This window comes from Corynebacterium sp. HMSC064E08, from assembly GCF_001811805.1.
In the GTDB taxonomy this organism is placed as follows: domain Bacteria; phylum Actinomycetota; class Actinomycetes; order Mycobacteriales; family Mycobacteriaceae; genus Corynebacterium; species Corynebacterium jeikeium_D.
In genome coordinates this window covers 173,170-194,130 of record NZ_KV806700.1, presented here as the reverse complement: position 1 = coordinate 194,130, position 20,961 = coordinate 173,170, and the positions used below count along the sequence as shown (strand labels likewise).

General features: G+C 56.7%; 19 protein-coding genes and 1 tRNA gene. 16 read left to right on the top strand and 4 right to left on the bottom strand.

What is annotated here, in order from left to right; genetic code table 11:
- Nucleotides 1-63: 63 nt before the first annotated feature.
- A complete protein-coding gene (locus tag HMPREF2820_RS06485) occupies nt 64-1,137 on the top strand; it encodes a YlbL family protein (RefSeq protein WP_049193355.1) in 1,074 nt (357 codons plus the stop codon).
- Between the two features lie 38 nt (nt 1,138-1,175).
- On the opposite strand, the gene HMPREF2820_RS06480 is transcribed toward HMPREF2820_RS06485, so the two are convergent.
- From HMPREF2820_RS06480 to HMPREF2820_RS06470, 3 genes are all read right to left on the bottom strand, one after another.
- Complete coding sequence (locus HMPREF2820_RS06480; RefSeq protein WP_048733326.1) at nt 1,176-2,603, bottom strand: alanine/glycine:cation symporter family protein; 1,428 nt, start codon at nt 2,601-2,603, stop codon at nt 1,176-1,178.
- A gap of 69 nt (nt 2,604-2,672) precedes the next feature.
- Nucleotides 2,673-3,098 (bottom strand): fluoride efflux transporter FluC, encoded by a 426-nt coding sequence (locus HMPREF2820_RS06475; protein ID WP_070603421.1) that lies wholly within the window; start codon nt 3,096-3,098, stop codon nt 2,673-2,675.
- The gene (locus HMPREF2820_RS06470; RefSeq protein ID WP_232250855.1) at nt 3,095-3,514 is read right to left on the bottom strand and encodes a fluoride efflux transporter FluC; all 420 of its coding nucleotides are present in this window, start codon (nt 3,512-3,514) and stop codon (nt 3,095-3,097) included. Before HMPREF2820_RS06470 ends, HMPREF2820_RS06475 begins: the two co-directional genes overlap by 4 nt.
- Nucleotides 3,515-3,797: 283 nt before the next feature.
- Between HMPREF2820_RS06470 and pgm the strand changes: the two genes are divergently transcribed.
- From pgm to HMPREF2820_RS06440, 6 genes are all read left to right on the top strand, one after another.
- Entirely contained in the window at nt 3,798-5,453 is a 1,656-nt protein-coding gene (pgm, locus tag HMPREF2820_RS06465) for a phosphoglucomutase (alpha-D-glucose-1,6-bisphosphate-dependent) (protein WP_070603416.1), read from the top strand.
- A gap of 54 nt (nt 5,454-5,507) precedes the next feature.
- Nucleotides 5,508-5,948 (top strand): MauE/DoxX family redox-associated membrane protein, encoded by a 441-nt coding sequence (locus HMPREF2820_RS06460; protein WP_070603412.1) that lies wholly within the window; start codon nt 5,508-5,510, stop codon nt 5,946-5,948.
- A gap of 144 nt (nt 5,949-6,092) precedes the next feature.
- A complete protein-coding gene (locus HMPREF2820_RS06455; protein WP_016422244.1) occupies nt 6,093-6,824 on the top strand; it encodes a DsbA family protein in 732 nt (243 codons plus the stop codon).
- 175 nt (nt 6,825-6,999) lie between these two features.
- A tRNA-Ala gene (locus tag HMPREF2820_RS06450) sits at nt 7,000-7,075 on the top strand.
- 135 nt (nt 7,076-7,210) lie between these two features.
- Nucleotides 7,211-7,645, top strand: coding sequence for a pyridoxamine 5'-phosphate oxidase family protein (locus HMPREF2820_RS06445; protein WP_070601164.1), 435 nt, complete (start codon nt 7,211-7,213; stop codon nt 7,643-7,645).
- A 179-nt stretch (nt 7,646-7,824) separates the two neighbouring features.
- On the top strand, nt 7,825-8,421 hold the full coding sequence (locus tag HMPREF2820_RS06440; protein ID WP_246822234.1) for a TetR/AcrR family transcriptional regulator: 597 nt from the start codon (nt 7,825-7,827) through the stop codon (nt 8,419-8,421).
- Nucleotides 8,422-8,500: 79 nt separating this feature from the next.
- Here HMPREF2820_RS06440 and nadE read toward each other — a convergent pair whose 3' ends face one another.
- Nucleotides 8,501-9,352 carry an ammonia-dependent NAD(+) synthetase gene (gene nadE / locus HMPREF2820_RS06435; RefSeq protein ID WP_070603409.1) on the bottom strand — a complete coding sequence of 284 codons (852 nt, stop codon included), beginning with the start codon at nt 9,350-9,352 and terminating at the stop codon, nt 8,501-8,503.
- Between the two features lie 38 nt (nt 9,353-9,390).
- Here nadE and HMPREF2820_RS06430 point away from each other — a divergent pair, with 38 nt between their 5' ends.
- The 9 genes from HMPREF2820_RS06430 (at nt 9,391) to ctaD (ending at nt 20,892) form a co-directional block, all read left to right on the top strand.
- The gene (locus HMPREF2820_RS06430) at nt 9,391-10,872 is read left to right on the top strand and encodes a sugar porter family MFS transporter (RefSeq protein WP_016422248.1); all 1,482 of its coding nucleotides are present in this window, start codon (nt 9,391-9,393) and stop codon (nt 10,870-10,872) included.
- Nucleotides 10,873-11,123: 251 nt separating this feature from the next.
- Nucleotides 11,124-11,246 carry a type B 50S ribosomal protein L36 gene (ykgO, locus tag HMPREF2820_RS06425; RefSeq protein ID WP_005511141.1) on the top strand — a complete coding sequence of 41 codons (123 nt, stop codon included), beginning with the start codon at nt 11,124-11,126 and terminating at the stop codon, nt 11,244-11,246.
- Between the two features lie 753 nt (nt 11,247-11,999).
- Entirely contained in the window at nt 12,000-12,224 is a 225-nt protein-coding gene (nrdH, locus tag HMPREF2820_RS06420) for a glutaredoxin-like protein NrdH (RefSeq protein ID WP_005511161.1), read from the top strand.
- 85 nt (nt 12,225-12,309) lie between these two features.
- Complete coding sequence (gene nrdI / locus HMPREF2820_RS06415; protein WP_016422249.1) at nt 12,310-12,732, top strand: class Ib ribonucleoside-diphosphate reductase assembly flavoprotein NrdI; 423 nt, start codon at nt 12,310-12,312, stop codon at nt 12,730-12,732.
- A 173-nt stretch (nt 12,733-12,905) separates the two neighbouring features.
- Nucleotides 12,906-15,050, top strand: a complete 2,145-nt coding sequence (gene nrdE / locus HMPREF2820_RS06410) for a class 1b ribonucleoside-diphosphate reductase subunit alpha (protein WP_172620253.1) — start codon at nt 12,906-12,908, stop codon at nt 15,048-15,050.
- Between the two features lie 235 nt (nt 15,051-15,285).
- A complete protein-coding gene (gene deoD, locus HMPREF2820_RS06405; RefSeq protein WP_038627983.1) occupies nt 15,286-16,011 on the top strand; it encodes a purine-nucleoside phosphorylase in 726 nt (241 codons plus the stop codon).
- A 50-nt stretch (nt 16,012-16,061) separates the two neighbouring features.
- Complete coding sequence (locus HMPREF2820_RS06400) at nt 16,062-17,507, top strand: MFS transporter (RefSeq protein WP_083308445.1); 1,446 nt, start codon at nt 16,062-16,064, stop codon at nt 17,505-17,507.
- Nucleotides 17,508-17,844: 337 nt separating this feature from the next.
- Nucleotides 17,845-18,861, top strand: coding sequence for a class 1b ribonucleoside-diphosphate reductase subunit beta (gene nrdF, locus HMPREF2820_RS06395; RefSeq protein ID WP_016422253.1), 1,017 nt, complete (start codon nt 17,845-17,847; stop codon nt 18,859-18,861).
- 330 nt (nt 18,862-19,191) lie between these two features.
- Complete coding sequence (ctaD, locus tag HMPREF2820_RS06390) at nt 19,192-20,892, top strand: aa3-type cytochrome oxidase subunit I (protein WP_005511131.1); 1,701 nt, start codon at nt 19,192-19,194, stop codon at nt 20,890-20,892.
- Nucleotides 20,893-20,961 lie beyond the last annotated feature (69 nt).

The window sequence follows — 20,961 nt, the reverse complement described above, 5'->3', positions numbered from 1 at the left end:
CAGACACGGACAAGATTCATCAGGTGTCCAGTAGGCAGATAGCGAGAATGTAGGGTGTTATTTGTGAATCGTCGTACCCAAACTCTTGTTGCGGGCGCTGTGCCCATCGCCGCGTTGGCAACTGTGCTCTCGCTGCCAACGCTGACAGTGCCCTATGCCGCGCAGGGGCCTGGCCCGGTCTTCGATGTCCTCAGCGATGTCGAGGGCAAGAGCATTATCTCGGTCAGTGGCAGTGCTGCGGACTCCGAACGCTCTAAGGGCACGCTGGATATGACAACCGTCGCAGTCAGACATAACCTGACATTGCCGCAGGTCATTGGCCTGTGGTTCGATCGTGACAACGATATCGTCCCCATTGAGGCGGTCTTCCCTCCGGGCCAGAGTCAAGACGAGGTGGAAGAGGAGAACAAGGCTGCATTCACCGAGTCGGAGGCCAATGCCACCTCCGCTGCGCTGGCACATCTCGGGTTGCCGATGGAAGTCACCGTCGCCTACACAGTGCCGGATAGTCCCGTCGATGGGCGACTGCATGAAGACGATGTGATTCTCGCCGTGGATGGGGTGGCCGTAAGCAAGCCTGAGCAAGTCAAGGCGATTATTGCCGGACGCAACCCGGGCGATACTGTCACGTTGAGGGTCAAGTCTGCGACCGTCGACAAGCAGAAGACTGCTAAGGGCGAGGACTCTGACCCCGAGAAAGCCGTCGATATTTCTGTGACACTGGCGGAAAACCCGCATCAGAAGAATGCCGCGCTGCTCGGCGTTGGGATGGGGGCGCAATCCGCGGACGACACCAAGGTTGAGTACCAGCTCAGCGGCATTGGAGGTCCGTCTGCGGGTCTCATGATGACGCTCGGAGTGATTGACAAGCTGAGTCCAGGCGATTTGACCGAGGGGCAGCACCTCGCTGGCACCGGCACTATTGACGCTGCCGGCAACGTGGGCGAAATCGGTGGCATTACACACAAAATCTCGGCCGCCCGAGATGAGGGCGCCGAGATGTTCTTCGTGCCGGAAGGCAATTGCGCAGAGGCTGTGACTGCCGACCGAGGCGATATGAAGTTGGTAAAGGTCTCTGTGCTTGACGACGCGCTTGCGGCAATCGAAAAGCCGGAGACCGCGCAGACCTGCTCGTAGTTTTTGTCGTAGTCCCTACGAGCAGCTGCTAGTTTCAGCTAGTTCTTGCTGAAGGCCTCGAAGTTTTGCTGAGACTGCCATTTATCAATCTCTGCCGCCGTTGCGCGCAACTGCGGGTCAAATTTGAGGTAGGCCTTTGTCTCGCGCGCAATGAGCCCGGACAGGACAATCAGACCGATGAGGTTCGGTAGCGCCATCAGGCCGTTGAGAGCCGAGGCGACGGACCAGACGGTTTCCAGATGAGTAACAGCGCCGACGAAGACTACGCAGGTGAAGACCGCACGGTAGAGACCGGTGCCGCGGCGACCGACCAGGGACTCGAATGCGCGCTCACCGTAGTAGGACCAGCCCAGCATGGTGGAGAATGCGAAGAAGACAACCGACAGCGTGACGATTGTGCCACCCCAGTGGCCAGGTAGACCGCGGGAGAATGCCTCAGCAGTCAGAGCGCCAGTGTCGACGTTGCCATCCTGCCAAACACCGGTGCTGATGATAACCAGGCCGGTGAAGGACACGACGATGATGGTGTCAATGAAGGTCTGAGTCATGGAGACCAGACCCTGACGAACCGGGTGAGTGGTCGATGCGGCGGCAGCGGCGATAGCACCGGAACCCAGGCCCGACTCGTTGGAGAACAGGCCGCGGGCAACACCCATCTGCAGGGCGAGAATGAGCGTGGAGCCTGCGAACCCACCAACGGCCGCGGTGCCGGTGAAAGCATCGGTGAAGATGAGCTTGAAGGTCTCGGGCAGCGCCGAGACATTGGCGACGAGCACCCACACGGCCGCACCGATGTAGAGCACAATCATCATCGGCACAAAGCCGGCGGTGATGCGGCCAATCGACTTAATGCCACCCATCAGCGCCGCACCTACCAGGATGAACATGATCATGCCGGAGAGCGTCGGATCGATGTCGAAGCTGTTTTCCAGGTTCGAGGCCACGGCATTGCCCTGGGTCAGGTTGCCGATACCAAACGCTGCCAGCGCAGCAAAGACGGCGAAGAGAATACCGAGCGTCTTACCAAAACCATTCGGGATGGCCTTGCGCAGGTAGTACTGCGGGCCACCGGACTGTTCGCCAGCTGCATCGACCTGACGGTACTTCACACCCAGGAATGCCTCGGAGTACTTCGATGCCATACCAAGCAGGCCGGTCACCCACATCCAGAACAGCGCACCGGGTCCACCCAGGCCGATCGCGGTAGCGACACCGACAATGTTGCCGACACCGACTGTTGCCGCGAGAGCCGTCGCAAGCGCCTGGTAGTTGGTGATATCTCCCTCGGCGTCTTCGTCGTTACGGTCGATGAGTCCGAGGCGCAGTGCCGGGCCGAGTTTGACCAGGTGAATTGCACCCAGGCGAATGGTCAAGATGATTCCGGTGCCGATCAGCGCGGGGATGAGGAGGTATGGACTCCAAATAAAACTATCCGCCGCTGAGGCAAAATCGCTGAAGCTTTCCATGCTGTGGAACTTTACTGGTAGAAAGCCTAAACCCGATTATTAGATTCTCAGAAAATGATTATTGTGCTACTAATTCGCCACAAGTGGGGGTAAACGTATTCCGGCGAAAGCAAAAATCATTCCGCCAATCAGTGTGAGAGCAACGTACCCACATGCCCTCCAAAAGTGTTGGTTTTTAAGGCGTGTGATCTCTCCGGCGAGTGTGGACCACGTCGACAGGCCGCCGGCGAAGCCAATCATTACCGTCGCATAGGCCAGGGCAGGTGTCATGCCATTGCTTATCGACGTTCCCCGCGACCACACCACAGCAGCGACACCGGCGACGAAGCAGGCAATCATATTCGCGGTCCACGTTCCGGGCAGTTTGGAATCAGCCCACTTCACCGCAAGCTCGGCCAGCGCATAGCGCAGCGCACCACCTACTGCCGCGCCAACTGCGATAGCGAGGATGGCAGAGAGCTCGGAGGAAAAAGAACTGAGGAGATCGCCGGTCATTCCGCGACCTCCCGTGCGCACTTGGTCCCCAGCCAGTAGGCGAGGGGACAGCACAGTAGGTGAATAAGCCCAACGCTCACAATCAGCACGACTGACGTGTCCGCCTGTGCCAATAGGAGAATGACAAAGGCGGAGAAAGTGGTGAAGCCGCCACAAAAGCCAGTACCGCAGAAAGCGGCGAGCCGGGGATTATCAAACGCGATACTGCTGACCAGACCGAAGAGAAGGCAGCCCAGTAAGTTGATGACAGTCGTCGAGATTGCGCTAATTCCCGAGCCAACGATTGCATCGATCGCCGCTCCGAGCAGAAAGCGACATACTGCGCCAACAGCGGCACCGCCGGCCACGGCCAGAGCCATGAGAACCTGCGCTCGTCCTGCTGATGGCAGTTTCGCAGCGACAGATTCCTCATTCACGGTGAAAATGCTAGCACAGTGGTTAAAAGGGGAGGTAGGCGCCGACAATTCGGAATCTTTCACGAAAAGGCGTTCCCGCCGGCGCGCAACAATCTACCTACTGCACCCTATTGCAGGGGCGAGTTTGCCTTACCGAGTGGTTCTTGCCATGCGCGCTGTCCCTAAAACGGGGACACTGGAGAGGAGGAAGCGCATCTAAGTTCGGTTTCCCAATTCCGGCCGGCTGGTCGGCGGTGAAATCGGTGGTTGCGCAGTTCGCCGATTCAGCAGGAGGATACCCACAATGGCTCATGAGCGCGCCGGGCAATTGGCCCAGCCATCCGACCTTATCGATGTCGCGGAACTGGTCACTGCCTACTACACGAAGCACCCGGACCCAACTAACCCCGACCAGAAGGTCGTCTTCGGTACTTCCGGTCACCGCGGTTCCTCCCTCGACGGCGCTTTCAACGAAGACCACATTCACGCCACTACTCAGGCCATCGTGGATTACCGCAAGGGCCAGGGCATTGAAGGCCCACTGTACGTTGGCCGCGATACCCACGGCCTGTCCGAGCCGGCAATGATTTCCGCTCTCGAGGTGCTCACGGCCAACGGCATTACCGTGATGGTTGACGCTCAGGATCGCTACACGCCGACCCCGGCTGTTAGCCACGCGATTCTGACGTACAACCGCGACGTGGAGGGCGGTCCGACGGGTAATAGCTCCGCGCGTGCCGACGGCATCGTGATTACCCCTTCCCACAATCCGCCACGGGATGGTGGTTTTAAGTACAACCCGCCGACCGGTGGTCCGGCGGATGCAGATGCGACGGACTGGATTGCAGCTCGTGCCAATGAATACCTGGCTAAGGGCCTGGATGGGGTTAAGCGCCAGCTGGTGGATAAGGCAGGAGACCTCGTCGTAAAGCACGACTACCTCAATGCGTACGTGTCGGACCTGCCGAATGTTGTCAACCTCGACGCCATCCGTGATGCTGGCGTGCGTATCGGCGCCGACCCAATGGGTGGTGCGTCGGTGGATTACTGGGGCGCAATTGGCGATGCGCATAACCTAAACCTGACTGTGGTCAATCCACTGGTTGATGCGACCTGGCGTTTTATGACACTGGATACAGACGGCAAGATTCGTATGGACTGCTCCTCGCCGAGTGCGATGGCGTCCCTGATTGGTAACCGCGATAAGTTCGACATCTCCACCGGCAATGACGCGGACTCGGACCGCCACGGAATTGTGACACCGGACGCGGGTCTGATGAACCCGAACCACTACCTGGCCGTTGCCATTGACTACCTCTTCGCACACCGTCCGGGCTGGTCGCAGGAGACCGCGGTCGGTAAGACGCTGGTGTCTTCGTCGATGATTGACCGCGTCGTTGCCAATTTGGGCCGCAAGCTCGTGGAAGTTCCAGTCGGCTTCAAGTGGTTCGTCCCGGGTCTGCTCGGCGGCACCATCGGTTTCGGTGGTGAAGAATCCGCTGGTGCATCGTTCCTGCGTCACGACGGCACTGTGTGGTCTACCGACAAGGACGGCATCATCCTGGACCTCCTGGCCAGCGAGATCAAGGCCGTGACAGAGAAGACTCCTTCGCAGCTCTACGCAGAGCTCGCCGATAAGTACGGTGCCCCGGCTTACGCCCGCACCGATGCCGACGCAACCCGTGAGCAAAAGGCAATCCTGAAGAAGCTCTCGCCGGAGCAGGTCAAGGCCGACACCCTGGCAGGGGAGACCATCACAGCCAAACTGACCGAAGCGCCGGGTAACGGCGCTGCGATTGGTGGCCTCAAGGTGGTTACGGAAAACGCATGGTTCGCAGCGCGTCCGTCGGGCACTGAGGATAAGTACAAGATCTACGCGGAGTCTTTCAAGGGCGCGGATCACCTGGCACAGGTTCAGGCTGAGGCGCAGGACGTGGTCTCGGCAGTTCTGAACGGGTAAACGGTATCCGTTGGGCTAGCTGTAAACAGTTAGCCTGTACTAATATTTCTATGCATGAAGAATTTCGTAGGCGTGGTGGCACGATTCGGCCTGGCTGCAGTTTGGTTGTACTCGGGTTTTATCAAACTGCTGAACCCGCTGGAATCGCGTCAGGCAGTGCAAGCTTATGAGCTGCTGCCGAGCGATTTGGTGCCGATGGTAGCGGTTGCGCTGCCCGCCTTCGAAGTCATCCTCGGACTCTTACTGGTATTGGGGCTTTTCCTGCGTCCGGTAGCAGTGCTGTCTGGCGCGCTCTTGCTGGTGTTTATCGGCGGCATTATCTCGGCGTGGGCGCGCGGCCTGCAGATTGACTGCGGTTGCTTTGGTGGCGGTGGCTACGACGAGAACGCTGACGCGGTTTCATATCTAAAGTCAATCGCCCGAGACATCGGTTTTCTGGCCTTGGCTGTATTTGTGTACGTGTGGCCGTGGAAGAAGTTTGCCATTTACGCCTAGTCCGCTGGCTAGAGGGGAAGCCTAGGGGATAGGCCAGGGGAATGGGGCAAGGTGATGGGGCCTAGCGATGCGGCCTAACAACCATTTCCGTTTTCTCAGGCGCAATTGTGTCATTGGCAAGAAAACACCGCTATCGTAAGCGGTGTGAGTCAGAAGATTAAGAATCCAAATGAAAAGGGCAGTGGCTTCGTCGTCGGCCTGATTGCTCTTCTTGCTGTCGTTGCAGTTGTTATTGGTGGCGTTATCTACATCGGCCGGTCGCAGCCGATTGAGGGACTGCCAGATGAGGACGTCGACTTCTCCGTCGCACTCGACGGCGATGTCATCCGACTGAGCAAGGACGGCGCCGAAGGGGCTAAAACAGCCACGATTTTTGAGGACTTCTCGTGCCACTACTGTGCTCAGATGAGCGAAGAGGGCCACGATGATGAGCTCAAGGCGCTAAACGACGGCAAGCTTGTCGCTGAATACCGCACGCTGAACTTCCTGGATGGCCAGGAGAAGGAGCAGCGTGACGGTCACTCCACTCGCGTCTTCGCGGTTGCCCGCAAGATTGCTGAGACCGGTGATGCTCGCGCATATTGGAACTTCCGCACAATGATGATGGCTGACCAGCAGAACTCTGTCACGTGGAGCGATGATGAGTTGGCTGACCGTCTGGAGCAGCTCGGTGTTGCTGACGAAATTGTCAGCGAAGTCCGTTCCGGCATCGACACCACCGAGGCTAAGGCAAGCGCAAATGCCAACTTCGATGACCTTGAGAAGCGCTTGGGCAAGGTTTCCTCACCGCACGTCTTTGTCGATGGCAAGGATATTCTGGAGAACATTTCCGGTGATGGCGGACTGGGGCAGTGGGTCAAGGTAGCCCTGCGCTAGGATCCGTGCACGCTCACACGATTCATCTTCAGTCCATGTTCGGCAGATCCGCTCTGGGGCACTCGGCGAATACGTAAAAGAGTGTTCTACATGCGGATTTGGTGATACATGACAGTGCCATGTAGCCTTTGAGGAGTCCACAGCGGAGGGTGAAAGCCACTTCGATGTTGATTCTGGGGCTATGGCGCAGCTGGTAGCGCACCACACTGGCAGTGTGGGGGTCACGGGTTCGAGTCCCGTTAGCTCCACCAGTATGAAATCCCTCGGTCGAAATGACCGGGGGTTTTCTTGTATCTGCCCTGGGGTAGTGTGCTCGCCGTTTACCTCAATGATTGGTAATCCGTATGGCTGTAGCAACTTTGTCTGAACGGTGGAATACTGGGGGTATGGCACACAACGACTCCGTTATTCAGAAACTGTCCACCGAAGAATCCCTTGAGCTGCTGGCTACGCAGACTTTTGGGCGACTGGTTGTTCGTCGTAAAGACGATATGGACCTTTTCCCGCTGAACTACGTCGTTCATGAGGGGAGCATTTACTTCCGCACTGCCGAGGGGTCGAAGCTCTTTACTGTTTCTCTGAACCGCGATGTTCTTTTTGAGGCCGACTTTGTTGACAAGGATGCTCAGAAGGCCTGGTCGGTCATCGTTAAGGGGGACGCAGAGGTTCTCACCTCCCGCGCGGATATTAACGCTGCAGATGAGCTGCCGCTGAAGCCCTGGCTGCCGACGTTGAAGTACAACTACGTGCGCATTACCCCGAACGATGTTTCGGGTCGCCATTTCCACCTCGGGGAGGAGCCGAATCGCTACGAAGTGTAGCGGCGGCATATGGCGCTTTTGCTTGACGACGGTGGGGGCTCCGTCGTGAAGCAAAGATAGCAGCGTGCAAAGGCAGCTTTTAGTTACTGAGCACCGCCGTTAGCTGTTTTTTTAAAAATTGTTGGGTTAAATTACCCAAAAGCGCCCTAAGTGAGATTCAACGCGTTACAGTCGAAAATGTGACGTGCACCATAGAATCGACCGATGGGGTGCCAGCGCAGCCCGATGCGCGCAGGCAGTCCCCACGTATGCAGAAGATCGTAGATGAAGCGCGCGCGATGCTGCGCGAATCGGGCTGGAGTGCTATCAGCATGCGCCGCCTAGCGGCGCGGCTCGACGTGAAGGCGCCATCGCTGTACAAGCACATCAGCGGCAAAGAAGAGCTCCTTCAGCTGCTGCTGACCGAGAGCCTCGAGAATCTGGGCAAGCGTATTCATGCTGCCATTGATGAGGAATGCACTTCGGCGTCTCTGCTGCAGGCGTACCGCCAGGCAGTTCTCGACGATCCGCATGGTTACCGGCTGATGAGTCGCACTAATTTCGTGAATGTCGTCTCGCCTTCGTCGTTGGATGCCTGGATTCGCGATGCATTCATTAAGGTTGCCGGCGATGAGCCTAAGGGATTGGCCATGTGGGCGTTCGCCCACGGTTTGGTGACCGCCGAGCTCGTCCAGGATGGTTCACCTGCGCTGGAACCCAGCGCCGAAGCCGGTGCGGCAGACAGCTTGGCCGCAGTTGGGGCTATTTGGGGCGCCGGCGCGGAGGCCTTCTCTTAAGGGTTTGATCTTAAGAGGTTTCTCTTAAGGGGGTTGCTGCTCTGTCCGGGACGCTGGATCGGTGGCCCGGGGTAGTAGCCTAGCGCCACCAAGAATCGGCCGGTCCGGGAGGGACGGCTCGCTTGTGCCGGGAAATGGAGTAGAGGTGCTCGATTCGCGCGGCATCCTCATCTGAGACGGTCTTGCCTTCGAGGTAGTCGTCGATGGCGGTATAGGTCACCCCGAGCGCAACTTCGTCGGGAAGCGCAGGGCGGTCTTCTTCCAGGTCGGCCGTCGGCACCTTCTCCCACGTACTGGCTGGTGCGCCGAGGTGACGGAGTAAGGCCGCGCCCTGGCGCTTGCTCAGCCCCTGCAGCGGGACGAGGTCGCAGGCGCCGTCGCCGTGCTTGGTGTAGAAGCCGGTGACCGCCTCCGCGGCGTGATCTGTGCCGATGACCAAAGCGCCGTCAACACCCGCCACTGCGTACTGGGCAATCATTCGCATGCGGGCCTTAATATTTCCCTTGTTGAAGTCGCTGATAGCGCTGCCGGCCAGGGCATCGGTGACCTGGGTGGTTATCGCGGCGGTGGCCGGTGCGATATCGATAGTTAGCCTTTGGTCAGGCTGAATGAATTGCAGTGCCACCTGTGCGTCGTCCTCATCGGCCTGGACGCCGTGGGGGAGGCGAATGGCAATGAAAGTGGCATCCTCACCGCCGTCGCGAAGCTTTTCGACGGCCAACTGCGCTAGACGCCCGGCCAGCGTGGAGTCTTGGCCGCCAGAAATTCCGAGCACGAATCCCTTGGCGTGCGCGGTGCGGAAATAATCGCAGAGAAAATCGACTCGGCGGCTGATTTCCTCGGCGGCATTGATGGTGGGCTGGACGTGGAGGTCGTTAATAATCTCCGACTGGAGGGGATGCGGGAAATCCTGTGTGCCTACTGGGGTCATGAGCCTCACTCTACCGCTAGTTCCGGACGGGAAAAGGGATGATTTTCCTGCCAGAAGAGTGCCAAAACTCTCATCTTTATCGAGTAAGTGCTGTTCGGATAGGGGGTCTTTGCCTGGACGGTGGCAAGATTTCCAGCGTGAGTACAACCGAACAGAATAAGACTGGACCGAACCGGGAAACCACCACATCTCGGTCGATAGCCGTGGCTATCATCGCCGCTCTGGGCGGCCTCCTCTTTGGTTACGACACCGGTGTCATCTCGGGCGCGCTGCTGTATATCCAGCGCTCTTTTGAGCTGACTCCAGGACAGGAGTCCACTGTCACCGCCATGCTCTTGGTCGGTGCGGCTATCGGTGCGTTCCTGGGCGGTCGCGTAGCGGACTCCCTGGGGCGCCGTGGCACCATCCTGCTCGGAGCGGTCGGCTTCATCATCGGCAGTATCTGGTGCGCTTTCGCTGCTAGTGCGTTTTCGCTGGGTGCTGCGCGTACTTTGCTCGGCGTCTGTATCGGTGGTGTTTCCATCGTCGTACCGATGTACATCTCCGAAATGGCACCACCGCATGTGCGTGGACGCCTGGTCAGCCTGAACTCGCTGATGATCGTGATTGGTCAGCTGGTGGCGTTCCTCACCAACTCCGCCCTAGCCTCCTCCGGTAACTGGCGACTCATGCTTGGATTCGGCGCTGTCCCCGGCATCGTGCTGCTCATCGGCATGCTGGTTCTGCCGGACACACCGGCCTACCTCGTCCGTCGAGGACAGGAGGGCAAGGCGCTGGCCGTGCTGCGTCAGATGCAGGGAGATGAGGCGACCTTGGCTGAGGTTGCCGTTGGTGAGGCGTCGTCAAGCGCCGATCAGCGTGCAGCAGAGCGTCTGGCTGTGAAAACCCCGTGGGTGCGACGCACCGTCATCATTGCGATGCTGATTGGCGTAACGCAGCAGGTCACGGGTGCGAACGCGATTATGTATTTCGCGCCGACGATGATGAACAAGGTTGGCTTGTCGACGGAAAGCTCTGTCTACACCTCCATCATCATCGGTATCGCCTCGGTGATCTCGTGTGCAATCGGTATGAGCATTATTGACCGCGTTGGTCGCCGGCGAATGCTGATTATCGGTTTGGTGGGCTGTGCAAGCTCGCTGCTCGTGCTGGCGCCCGTCTATGGCCTGTCGAGTAACTCTTCGACGGGTGCCATGATGTCGCTTCTGCTGATGACTGTATTTATCGTATTTCAGCAGGCGGCTGTGTCGGTGGCGACCTGGCTCCTGATTTCCGAGATTGTCCCGACAGAAGCCCGTGGCCTGGGTATGGGGCTGGCAGGGCTCGCGCTCTGGGTTGCGAACTGGTTTGTGGCGCAGGCATTTCTCCCGATGGTGGATGCTGTCGGTGGTGCGTGGTCATTCTTCTTCTTTGCCATCACGGGTGCGATTGCGCTGGTATTCACCATCAAGGCGGTGCCGGAGACTTCTGGCAAGACACTTGCCGAGGTCCGCGAGTACATGATTGCCGCTGCCAAATAGAGAAGCGGAGGCAGTTGCAACGTGGGGAGTTGCAATCTTGGGGTTGACCGTCAAAGGACATGTTTCCCCCGGATTTTTGGAGTTATTCCGCTTATTAGGTAGTATGGCAACTCGTGTCGTAACGCATACTCTTTGATATTTCTTCGGATTATCAGGAAGGGTGCGTTGCCAGGCAGTCACTGGGGTGATTGTCCGGGGAGAGTGCAGTGTGCACATTCCCGTTTCGGAGCCGAGTAGAAAGGAGCGCCCGAATGAAGGTCCGCAAGTCCCTTCGGTCGCTGAAGAACAAGCCGGGCGCTCAGGTCGTGCGCCGTCGTGGCAAGGTCTACGTGATCAACAAGAAGGAGCCGCGCTTCAAGGCCCGCCAGGGCTAAGCCTTATTTAGGCTAGCGCGAAGCAAATAGCTTCCTCATTTATTGCCAAAACCGCAATCTGAAGTCGCAGTTTTACTGTGGCTAAAGGTTGCGGTTTTTGGTTTTTAGGGAGGGGAGGTTCAGGCGGTTACTGCGTTTATGGCTGGCGGCGGTGGGGCGATGGAAGTTACTGACTACGTTTATGACAGAAATGGCTCGAAAAATGGCTTGAAAGTGTCATAAACTTACACAGTTTCACATGTGCAGCCCGTGTTCACATGTGCAGCCCGTGATTTTTTGAGATCGCTGCTGAGTCCGAAGTTGGGCAGGGGAGGGACAGGGAAGGGGAGGGGCGGTGCGGCGCCTGGTATTGGTGTGATTGGCCTCGAGCCGTCTTGCAGTAATTGGTTTAACCAAAATGCGCCGATAGTTGTTTTTCTGCGATTTTCTAGAATTTTTAGCGTGAAATTACAAGGTTGTGGTGCGTCTGTGTACAACATCTTGTGCGCCAGAGATCTCCGAACAGGGAATACCATGGTTGTGAGTACTACATCTAGTATGACTAGAGTTTTCTAGGCACCAAGTGTAGTGTTTTCGATGTCGAGCCAAGGATAGCTAAAAGGATCTGTCGGCCACCCGTACTCGGTTTCTCATGGACCTCCGGGAGCTTTCAGTCATTCAATCAATCCGCTGATTCCTCGGCCGCTTCCGTTGTTTGTACGAAGTCGATCCGATTCATTGGTCTTACTCAAAGCCAGAAAGTTTGTGAGAGTCATGGTTACCGTTTACAGCAAGCCTGCATGTGTCCAGTGCCGCGCTACCACTCGCGCCCTCGATAAGGCTGGAATTGCCTACGATATCGTCGACATCACCATGGATGATGAGGCTCGGGATTACGTCATGGCTCTCGGTCATCTCCAGGCGCCGGTCGTTGACACTGGCACTGAGACCTGGTCGGGTTTCCGCCCGGACCGCATCAAGGCTCTCCAGGCAGCTTAAGAATCACACACCTCCCCGCAGATTTCGTTGACCACCCGGGAAACGAAGATTGCGGGGGTTTTGCGATGTAAAGGGTGAAGCTCTCATGCTGGTGGTGTATTTCTCCTCGGCGACGGGGAATACACACAAGTTTGTTGAAAAGCTAGATATCAAAAATGCCCGCATTCCCATCCGTCGTAATGAGCCGGAGCTTATCGTCGATGAGCCCTACGTCCTCATTTGCCCGACTTATGGTGGCGGCGCTTCCATCAGCGGCGGTAACTCAAGGCCAGTTCCTCCGCAGGTCATCAAATTTCTTAATAATGAGCACAACCGCTCTTTCATCCGAGGTGTGATTGCTGCCGGCAATCTCAACTTCGGTGAGGACTTCTGTAAAGCAGGGGATGTCATCTCCTACAAGTGCAAGGTTCCATATTTATATCGCTTCGAGCTGATGGGAACCGACCATGATGTGCAGCGAGTCAGAGAAGGGCTAGAGGAGTTCTTCCACGGTAGAGCCAGCGCTTAAGTTGGCTAGCCTCAGTGTCGAGGGAAGGGGCACTGAGACAACCGAATGGGTGCGCTCGCGGAAGCCGTCGTAAAGCGGTGCGCGAGGAAAATAGCTAGATTGGATTGCTCTGGGCAGTGATTGAACAGACCCTGCGCAGGCAAATGAATATTAAAGGAGTCAACGTGTCGGAAATGGGCAAGCAGGTCGCGGAGCCGGTGGGCGAGGACAAGCTGGATTACCACGCGCTCAATGCGCTGCTGAATCTGTACGGTGAAGACGGCAAGATTCAGTTCGATAAGGACCGCATGGCTGCGCGACAGTTCTTCTTGCAGCATGTCAATCAGAACACTGTGTTCTTCCATAACTTGCGGGAGAAGCTCGATTACCTGGTAGAGAACCATTACTACGAGGCTGAGGTTCTGGAGAAGTACGAATTTGAGGACGTCAAGGCGCTGTTCAAGCAGGCCTACGCCCACAAGTTCCGTTTTCAGACTTTCCTGGGTGCTTACAAGTACTACACCTCGTACACGCTGAAGACTTTCGACGGCAAGCGTTACTTGGAGCGCTACGAAGACCGTGTGTGCATGGTTGCTCTTACGCTTGCCGACGGCGACTTGGGGCTCGCGCAGCACCTGGTTGATGAGATCATCGCCGGACGCTTCCAGCCTGCTACTCCTACATTCCTCAACTCCGGTAAGGCCCAGCGCGGCGAGCCGGTGAGCTGCTTCCTGCTGCGTATCGAGGACAACATGGAGTCCATTGGCCGCGCCATCAACTCCTCGCTGCAGCTGTCCAAGCGCGGCGGTGGTGTGGCGCTGCTGCTGAGCAACCTGCGTGAACAGGGCGCTCCGATTAAGCACATCGAGAATCAGTCTTCCGGTGTCATCCCGGTTATGAAGCTGCTGGAGGACTCCTTCTCCTACGCTAACCAGCTGGGTGCTCGCCAGGGAGCAGGCGCTGTCTACCTGCACGCGCACCACCCGGACATCATGCGCTTCCTGGATACCAAGCGTGAGAACGCGGACGAGAAGATTCGCATCAAGTCGCTGTCGCTCGGCGTTGTCATTCCGGACATCACGTTCGAGCTGGCCAAGCGTAACGACGACATGTACCTCTTCAGCCCGTACGATGTCGAGCGTGTCTACGGTAAGCCGTTCGCGGACATTAGCATCACCGAGAATTACGCGGATATGGTCGAGGACCCGCGTATTCGTAAGCAGAAGATCAACGCGCGTCAGTTCTTCCAGACCATCGCTGAGATTCAGTTTGAGTCCGGCTACCCGTACATCATGTTCGAGGACACGGTTAACCGCGCGAACCCGATTGAGGGCCGCATTAACATGTCGAACCTCTGCTCGGAGATTCTGCAGGTCAACACCCCGTCGACCTACAATGCGGACCTGTCCTACGAGCACGTGGGTGAGGACATTTCCTGTAACCTCGGTTCGCTGAATATTGCGATGACCATGGACTCGCCGGACTTTGGTCGCACTGTCGAGACTGCCATCCGTGGCCTGACTGCGGTCAGTGAGCAGACTTCTATTGACTCGGTGCCATCGATTCGCAAGGGTAACGACGGATCCCATGCGATCGGCCTGGGGCAGATGAACCTGCACGGCTACCTTGGCCGCGAGAAGATTATGTACGGCTCGGAAGAGGGGCTGGACTTCACCAACGCCTACTTTGCAGCAGTGCTCTACGCAGTCCTGCGCGCATCCAACAAGATTGCTCGCGAGCGCGGTCAGAAGTTCGTCAACTTTGAGAACTCCGACTACGCCAGCGGCAAGTACTTCGATAACTTCGATCCGGCAGAGTTCCAGCCGAAGACTCAGCACGTCAAGGAGATCTTCGAGAACTCCACCGCGCACATTCCGGACGCTGAGGACTGGGCGCAACTGAAGGCCGACGTCATGGAGTACGGCCTGTTCAACCGCAACCTGCAGGCAGTGCCGCCGACCGGTTCGATTTCCTACATCAACAACTCGACCTCGTCGATTCACCCGATTGCATCTCAGATTGAGATCCGCAAGGAGGGCAAGATCGGTCGCGTATACTACCCGGCTCCGCACTTGGACAATGACAACCGTGAGTACTTCCAGGACGCCTACGAAATCGGCTACGAGAAGATCATTGACACTTACGCGGTCGCTACCAAGTATGTTGACCAGGGACTGTCACTGACCTTGTTCTTCAAGGACACGGTGAGCACTCGTGACCTCAACCGTGCGCAGATTTACGCATGGCGCAAGGGTATTAAGACTCTGTACTACATCCGCCTGCGTCAGGTTGCGCTGGAGGGTACTGAGGTCGAGGGTTGCGTATCCTGCATGCTTTAAGCAAGCGTGCTTGAGGGCTAGGCATCTAGTGCTTCAGTTGTAGCGCATTGAAGGCGCGAGAATTTCCCCGAGTTTTGCCGGGAGATTCTCGCGCCTTTTTCGTCGCTCCACCCAATTGGGAACAAATGTAAATATCACTATTGACGGTTGTAATGCAGGTAATTAACCTGGGCAGTGGTACACCAATGTTCGCATAATTTTCACCCACGGCTAGTGGGGGAAGGGGCTGGAAGCCATGTCCGATACCACTGGTAAGAGCACTCCACACATCAACCCAAAGGGTGCGCCGATTGCAGAAACCATTTTGTTGCCCGGTGACCCGCTGCGTGCCAAGTTCATTGCGGAGACCTATTTGGATGATGTCGTTCAGTTCAACGAAGTTCGCAACATGTTGGGCTTTACCGGCACCTACCAGGGGCAGGAAGTTTCCGTCATGGGATCCGGTATGGGCATTCCGTCTATCTCGCTGTACTCCTGGGAACTTATCCATGTTTTCGGCTGCAAGAAGCTGATTCGCGTCGGTTCCTGCGGCGCGTTGCAGCCGGAGCTGGACCTGTATGACGTGGTTATCGGCCAGACGGCGTCGACGGACTCCAATTTTCTATCGCAGTACAACTTGCCGGGGACATTCGCCCCGTCCGCATCTTTCCGTCTGATCGAAGATGTTCGCGATCGCGCCCGTGAGCAGGGCATCACTACGCACGTCGGCAACATCTTGTCCAGCGATATTTTCTACAACTTCCAGGATGATGTGAACGACCGTTGGGCACGCATGGGTGTGCTGGCGGTGGAGATGGAATCAGCTGGCCTTTATGCCACTGCCGCCGAGGCCGGTGTGGAGGCCATGGGAATCTTCACTGTGTCGGACAACATCGTCACCGGTGGAAAGACCACTCCGGAAGAGCGTGAGAAGGCCTTCACGACGATGATGGAGCTGGCATTGCCGCTGGCTCGACTCTAATGTCCTGGTCCGCAATCAATTGGCTTGAAGTGTGAAATAGGTACAGTGCGATGAGCAATCCCGCCAGCAATACCAGCTTGAACCTGAATACCCGTGAAAGCGCAGCATCCAAGGCTGCCGCGCCAAACCCTAAGGCCGCAGTCCCGGTCTTGCTGTTTTCCTTTGTATTCTGTTTGGTCTTGGACAATGGCTTTAAGTTCATGACCAAGCCGATTGCGGAATCTCTGGACCTCAGTGTCTCCACGGCCAGTCTGCAGGCGACACTCGCCGGTATCTTGATTGGCATTGGAGCGGTGGTGTACGCCGCATTGGCGGACAGCATCAGTATCCGCAAATTGATGATTGTCGGTATCGGCTTCGTCGCCGTGGGCTCTCTACTGGGTTATTTCTTCCAGGGAGTATGGCCAATCGTGCTTACTGCCCGCATTATTCAAACTGCCGGCCTGGCGGCGGCTGAGACACTCTACGTCATCTATGTCACCAAGTACCTAAGCCCAGAAGATCAGAAAACCTACCTCGGCTTTTCCACCGCGGCCTTCCAAGCCGCGCTGCTGATTGGAACGTTGACCTCGGGAATCGTGGCTACCTACATTTCCTGGCCGGCTATGTTCCTGATTTCGCTCATTCTGATAGTTGCCATTCCGTTCCTGATCAAGACAGTTCCGGAGGAGCAGCAGCAGAAGAGTCACCTGGATATCTTTGGCCTGTTCCTCATCGCGGTCATCGCCACTGCGGTGATGCTGTTCATGCAGCAGTTCCAATGGTGGTGGCTGGTTGCCGCTGCGCTGGGCGTCGCGCTCTTTGTCTGGCACATCCGGACACATGACAACGCCGTGGTCAGCCCGTCGTTCTTTACCAATGTTCGCTACGTTTGCGCGCTGATTGTTGTGCTCGTGGTTTACATGGTCCAGTTGGGGTATTCGGCCATTCTGTTGCCGTATATGGTCGACGAGCTCTATGGCATCAACCTCGACGGTGCTGCCTATATCCTCGCGCCGGGCTACCTCTGCGCTGTCATCGTCGGTGTAATGTCTGGCAAGGTTGCCAAGTTCCTGCCCTCGAAGCAGGCCATTGTCGCGGCTATCAGCATCATCATCGTGGCGTTGCTCATCCCCGCAGTGCTGCCGGGGGCCGGTGTTGCCACGGTTATCGTCTCCATGATTCTGTTCCCATCAGGGTTCGCGCTCATGTATGCGCCGTTGGTCGCGACCGCACTGCAGAACATTCCTGCCGCCAAGTCCGGTGTTGCAATCGGTTTCTACAATCTGACGATCAACATTGCCGTACCGGTTGGCATCGCGTTAACGGCCATGCTTGTTGATTCTCGACCGGCCTTCTTCAGCACCCTCTCCATCGCGCAGTCTGAAGCAGAAGGGGTCTCCGCTACCATCGCTTGGTTGCTCGCGCTCATGGCTGTCGTAGGTTTGCTGGTGTACGTCATCTCCGACCGCATCATCAACGACACGGCGGAAAACCGAGAGAAGGTTCACGCCTAGGTTCGCGCAACATCTTGCGCTTGGTGCTTGACGACGGACATTGCGTCGTCAAGCACCTTGTTCTTTGTGTGACGTGGGGTTAGGGGAGGGGCACCGGGAACAAGACTCGGCAAGTGGGGCGATTTCTTCTAGGCCGCGTGCTTAATAATGCGGGTGTGGGTAAGCTGCTAAGGGTAGTGGCTCCTTTCATCGGGAGCCTGACGTTTTGTAGTGGGACAAGGCTGGAATAGCCACCGCTGCAGTCGCTGTTTGAACTCGTAAAGAGTGAAGGACGTTCCTTATATATAAGGTGTGTTCGAAAAACGGCAATATCAATGAAAAAGGGAGAGGTTTCCACGTGAGTTTCGATGATTGCCCACCCTCGACTCCGGCCCACCGTGAGAAGAATCCAGAGTCGCGTGCATGCCCAGTTGCGGCTATTGACTGGAACACGATTCCTGATGACAAGGATCTCGAGGTTTGGGATCGTCTGACCGGTAACTTTTGGTTGCCGGAAAAGGTGCCGCTGTCGAATGACATCAAGAGCTGGAATACGCTCAACGCACTGGAGCAGCGCACCACGATGCGCGTGTTCACTGGTCTGACCATGCTGGACACCATCCAGGGCACGGTTGGTGCAGTATCGCTCATCCCGGATGCGCTGACTCCGCACGAGGAAGCTGTGTACACCAATATCGCCTTCATGGAATCGGTGCACGCAAAGAGCTACTCGTCGATTTTCCAGACGCTGGCGTCGACTCCTGAGATTCAGGATGCGTTCCGTTGGGGCGAGGAGAACGAGTACCTGCAGAAGAAGGCCAAGATCATCCTCGACTACTACGAGGGCGATAATCCGCAGAAGAAGAAGGTCGCTTCCACTTTGCTGGAGTCCTTCCTGTTCTACTCGGGCTTCTACCTGCCGATGTACTGGTCCAGCCACGCCAAGCTGACCAACACCGCGGACATTATTCGCCTAATCATTCGTGATGAGGCAGTTCACGGTTACTACATCGGTTACAAGTACCAGCGCAACCTGGAGCGTCTGACCCAGGCCGAACGTGACGAGCTGAAGGATTACACCTTCGACCTCATGTTTGATCTCTACGACAACGAGATTCAGTACACCGAAGAGATGTACGACGAACTCGGTTGGACCGAGGATGTCAAGCGTTTCTTGCGTTACAACGGCAACAAGGCTCTGAACAACTTGGGCTATGAGGGTATGTTCCCGGCCGACGAGACTCGCGTTTCGCCGTCGATCCTGTCGGCCCTGTCGCCGAATGCTGACGAAAACCACGACTTCTTCTCGGGTTCCGGCTCTTCCTACGTCATGGGTAAGGCTGAAGTAACCGAGGATGAGGACTGGGACTTCTAAAAGCACAGGTGTAGGGAACATTCCGCATCGAGCCTCACTCTGGTGACAGCACACACACGGGGGTAGTAGTCCTAGCCTCGACGGTTCCTGCTAAATAGGCGTTAGCCCAGGTTAAGACAATTCTCAGGAAACTAATAGTGTGCTTAGCTGAGTGGGGAAGTGAGCCGGAAAATCCCTTAGCCTTAACTTTTTCCAAGGTTCAGACTAGAATCTGGCACATAGCGGTAGGTGGGTTCGCCGTCGCGTACTCGCCTGCACTATTCTCACAAGGACAAAACTTAAAATCCCTGTAGTGAGTTACAGGAAATCTTCGCGTAGTAAGGAGGAAGAATGACTGCAGTAGCGCCTCGTCCAGATCATGGCGTTGTAGCGCCGGAACGGCCGCAGCCGTTCGGACATGAGCGTAAGGGCAGCTGGGCGTGGGAAATGCTGACCACGACCGACCACAAGAAGCTGGGCATCATGTACATCATTATGTCCTTCTCGTTCTTCTTTGTCGGCGGTCTGATGGCTCTGCTTATCCGTGCTGAGCTCTTCGCCCCAGGACTTCAGTTCCTTTCTAACGAGCAGTTCAACCAGATGTTCACCATGCACGGCACGGTGATGCTGCTTCTGTTCGGTACCCCGATTGTTTGGGGTTTTGCTAACTACATTCTGCCACTTCAGATTGGTGCTCCGGACGTGGCTTTCCCGCGTCTGAACGCTTTCGGCTTCTGGCTGACCACCATTGGTGGCATTCTGATGCTGTCGGGCTTCCTGACCCCGGGTGGTGCTGCTGACTTCGGTTGGACCATGTACTCCCCGCTGTCTGACCCGATTCACTCTCCGGGTGTCGGTTCTGACCTGTGGATTGTCGGTGTCGGTGTTGGTGGTGTCGGTACCATCGCTTCCGCCATTAACATGACCACCACTGTCCTGTGCCTCCGTGCACCAGGCATGACCATGTTCCGTATGCCAATCTTCACCTGGAACATCCTGGTTACCTCGATCCTGGCTCTGCTGATCTTCCCGATTCTGACTGCAGCTGCTCTTGGTGTTTTGTACGACCGTAAGCTGGGCGGTCACATTTACGACCCGGCAAACGGTGGCGCAATGCTGTGGCAGCACCTGTTCTGGTTCTTCGGTCACCCAGAGGTCTACGTCCTGCTGTTGCCGTTCGTGGGCATCATCACCGAGGTCGTTCCGGTCTTTTCCCGTAAGCCGCTGTTCGGCTACGCAGGTATGGTCTTCGCAACCCTGTCTATTGCAGGTCTGTCCATGGCTGTGTGGGCACACCACATGTTCGTGACCGGTGGCGTTCTGCTTCCGTTCTTCTCGTTCATGACCTTCCTGATTTCGGTCCCGACCGGTGTTAAGTTCATCAACTGGATGGGCACCATGTGGCGTGGCCACATGACCTTCGAGGCTCCGATGACTTTCGCTCTCGGCTTCATCGTGACCTTCCTGTTCGGTGGTTTGACCGGTATTATGCTGGCTTCCCCACCGCTGGACTTCCACGTCTCTGATACTTACTTCGTCGTGGCGCACTTCCACTACACCCTGTTCGGTACCCTGGTCTTCGCTTCCTACTCGGGCGTTTACTTCTGGTTCCCGAAGATGACTGGTCGTATGCTCGACGAGAAGCTGGCAAAGGTTCACTTCTGGCTGACCTTCATCGGCTTCAACCTGACCTTCCTGGTCCAGCACTGGCTGGGTAACGAGGGTATGCCGCGTCGTTACGCCGACTACCTCGAGACTGACGGTTTCACCACCCTGAACATGATCTCCACCGTTGGTGCGTTCATCCTGGGTCTGTCTGTTATCCCGTTTGTCTGGAACGTCTTCAAGTCCTGGCGCTACGGCGAGGTCGTCACTGTTGATGACCCGTGGGGTTACGGTAACTCTCTCGAGTGGGCTACTTCTTGCCCGCCGCCGCGCCACAACTTCACCTCGATGCCGCGCATCCGCTCGGAGCGCCCGGCGTTCGAGCTGCACTACCCGCACATGGTTGAGCGTCAGCGCGCAGAGGCCCACGTTGGTCGTCAGCTCTAAGAGCTAGTGGCTACATGGCTGATGCAACTCTGAGTTAATAACTACGCGAAGCTAAGGCCCCATCACGGT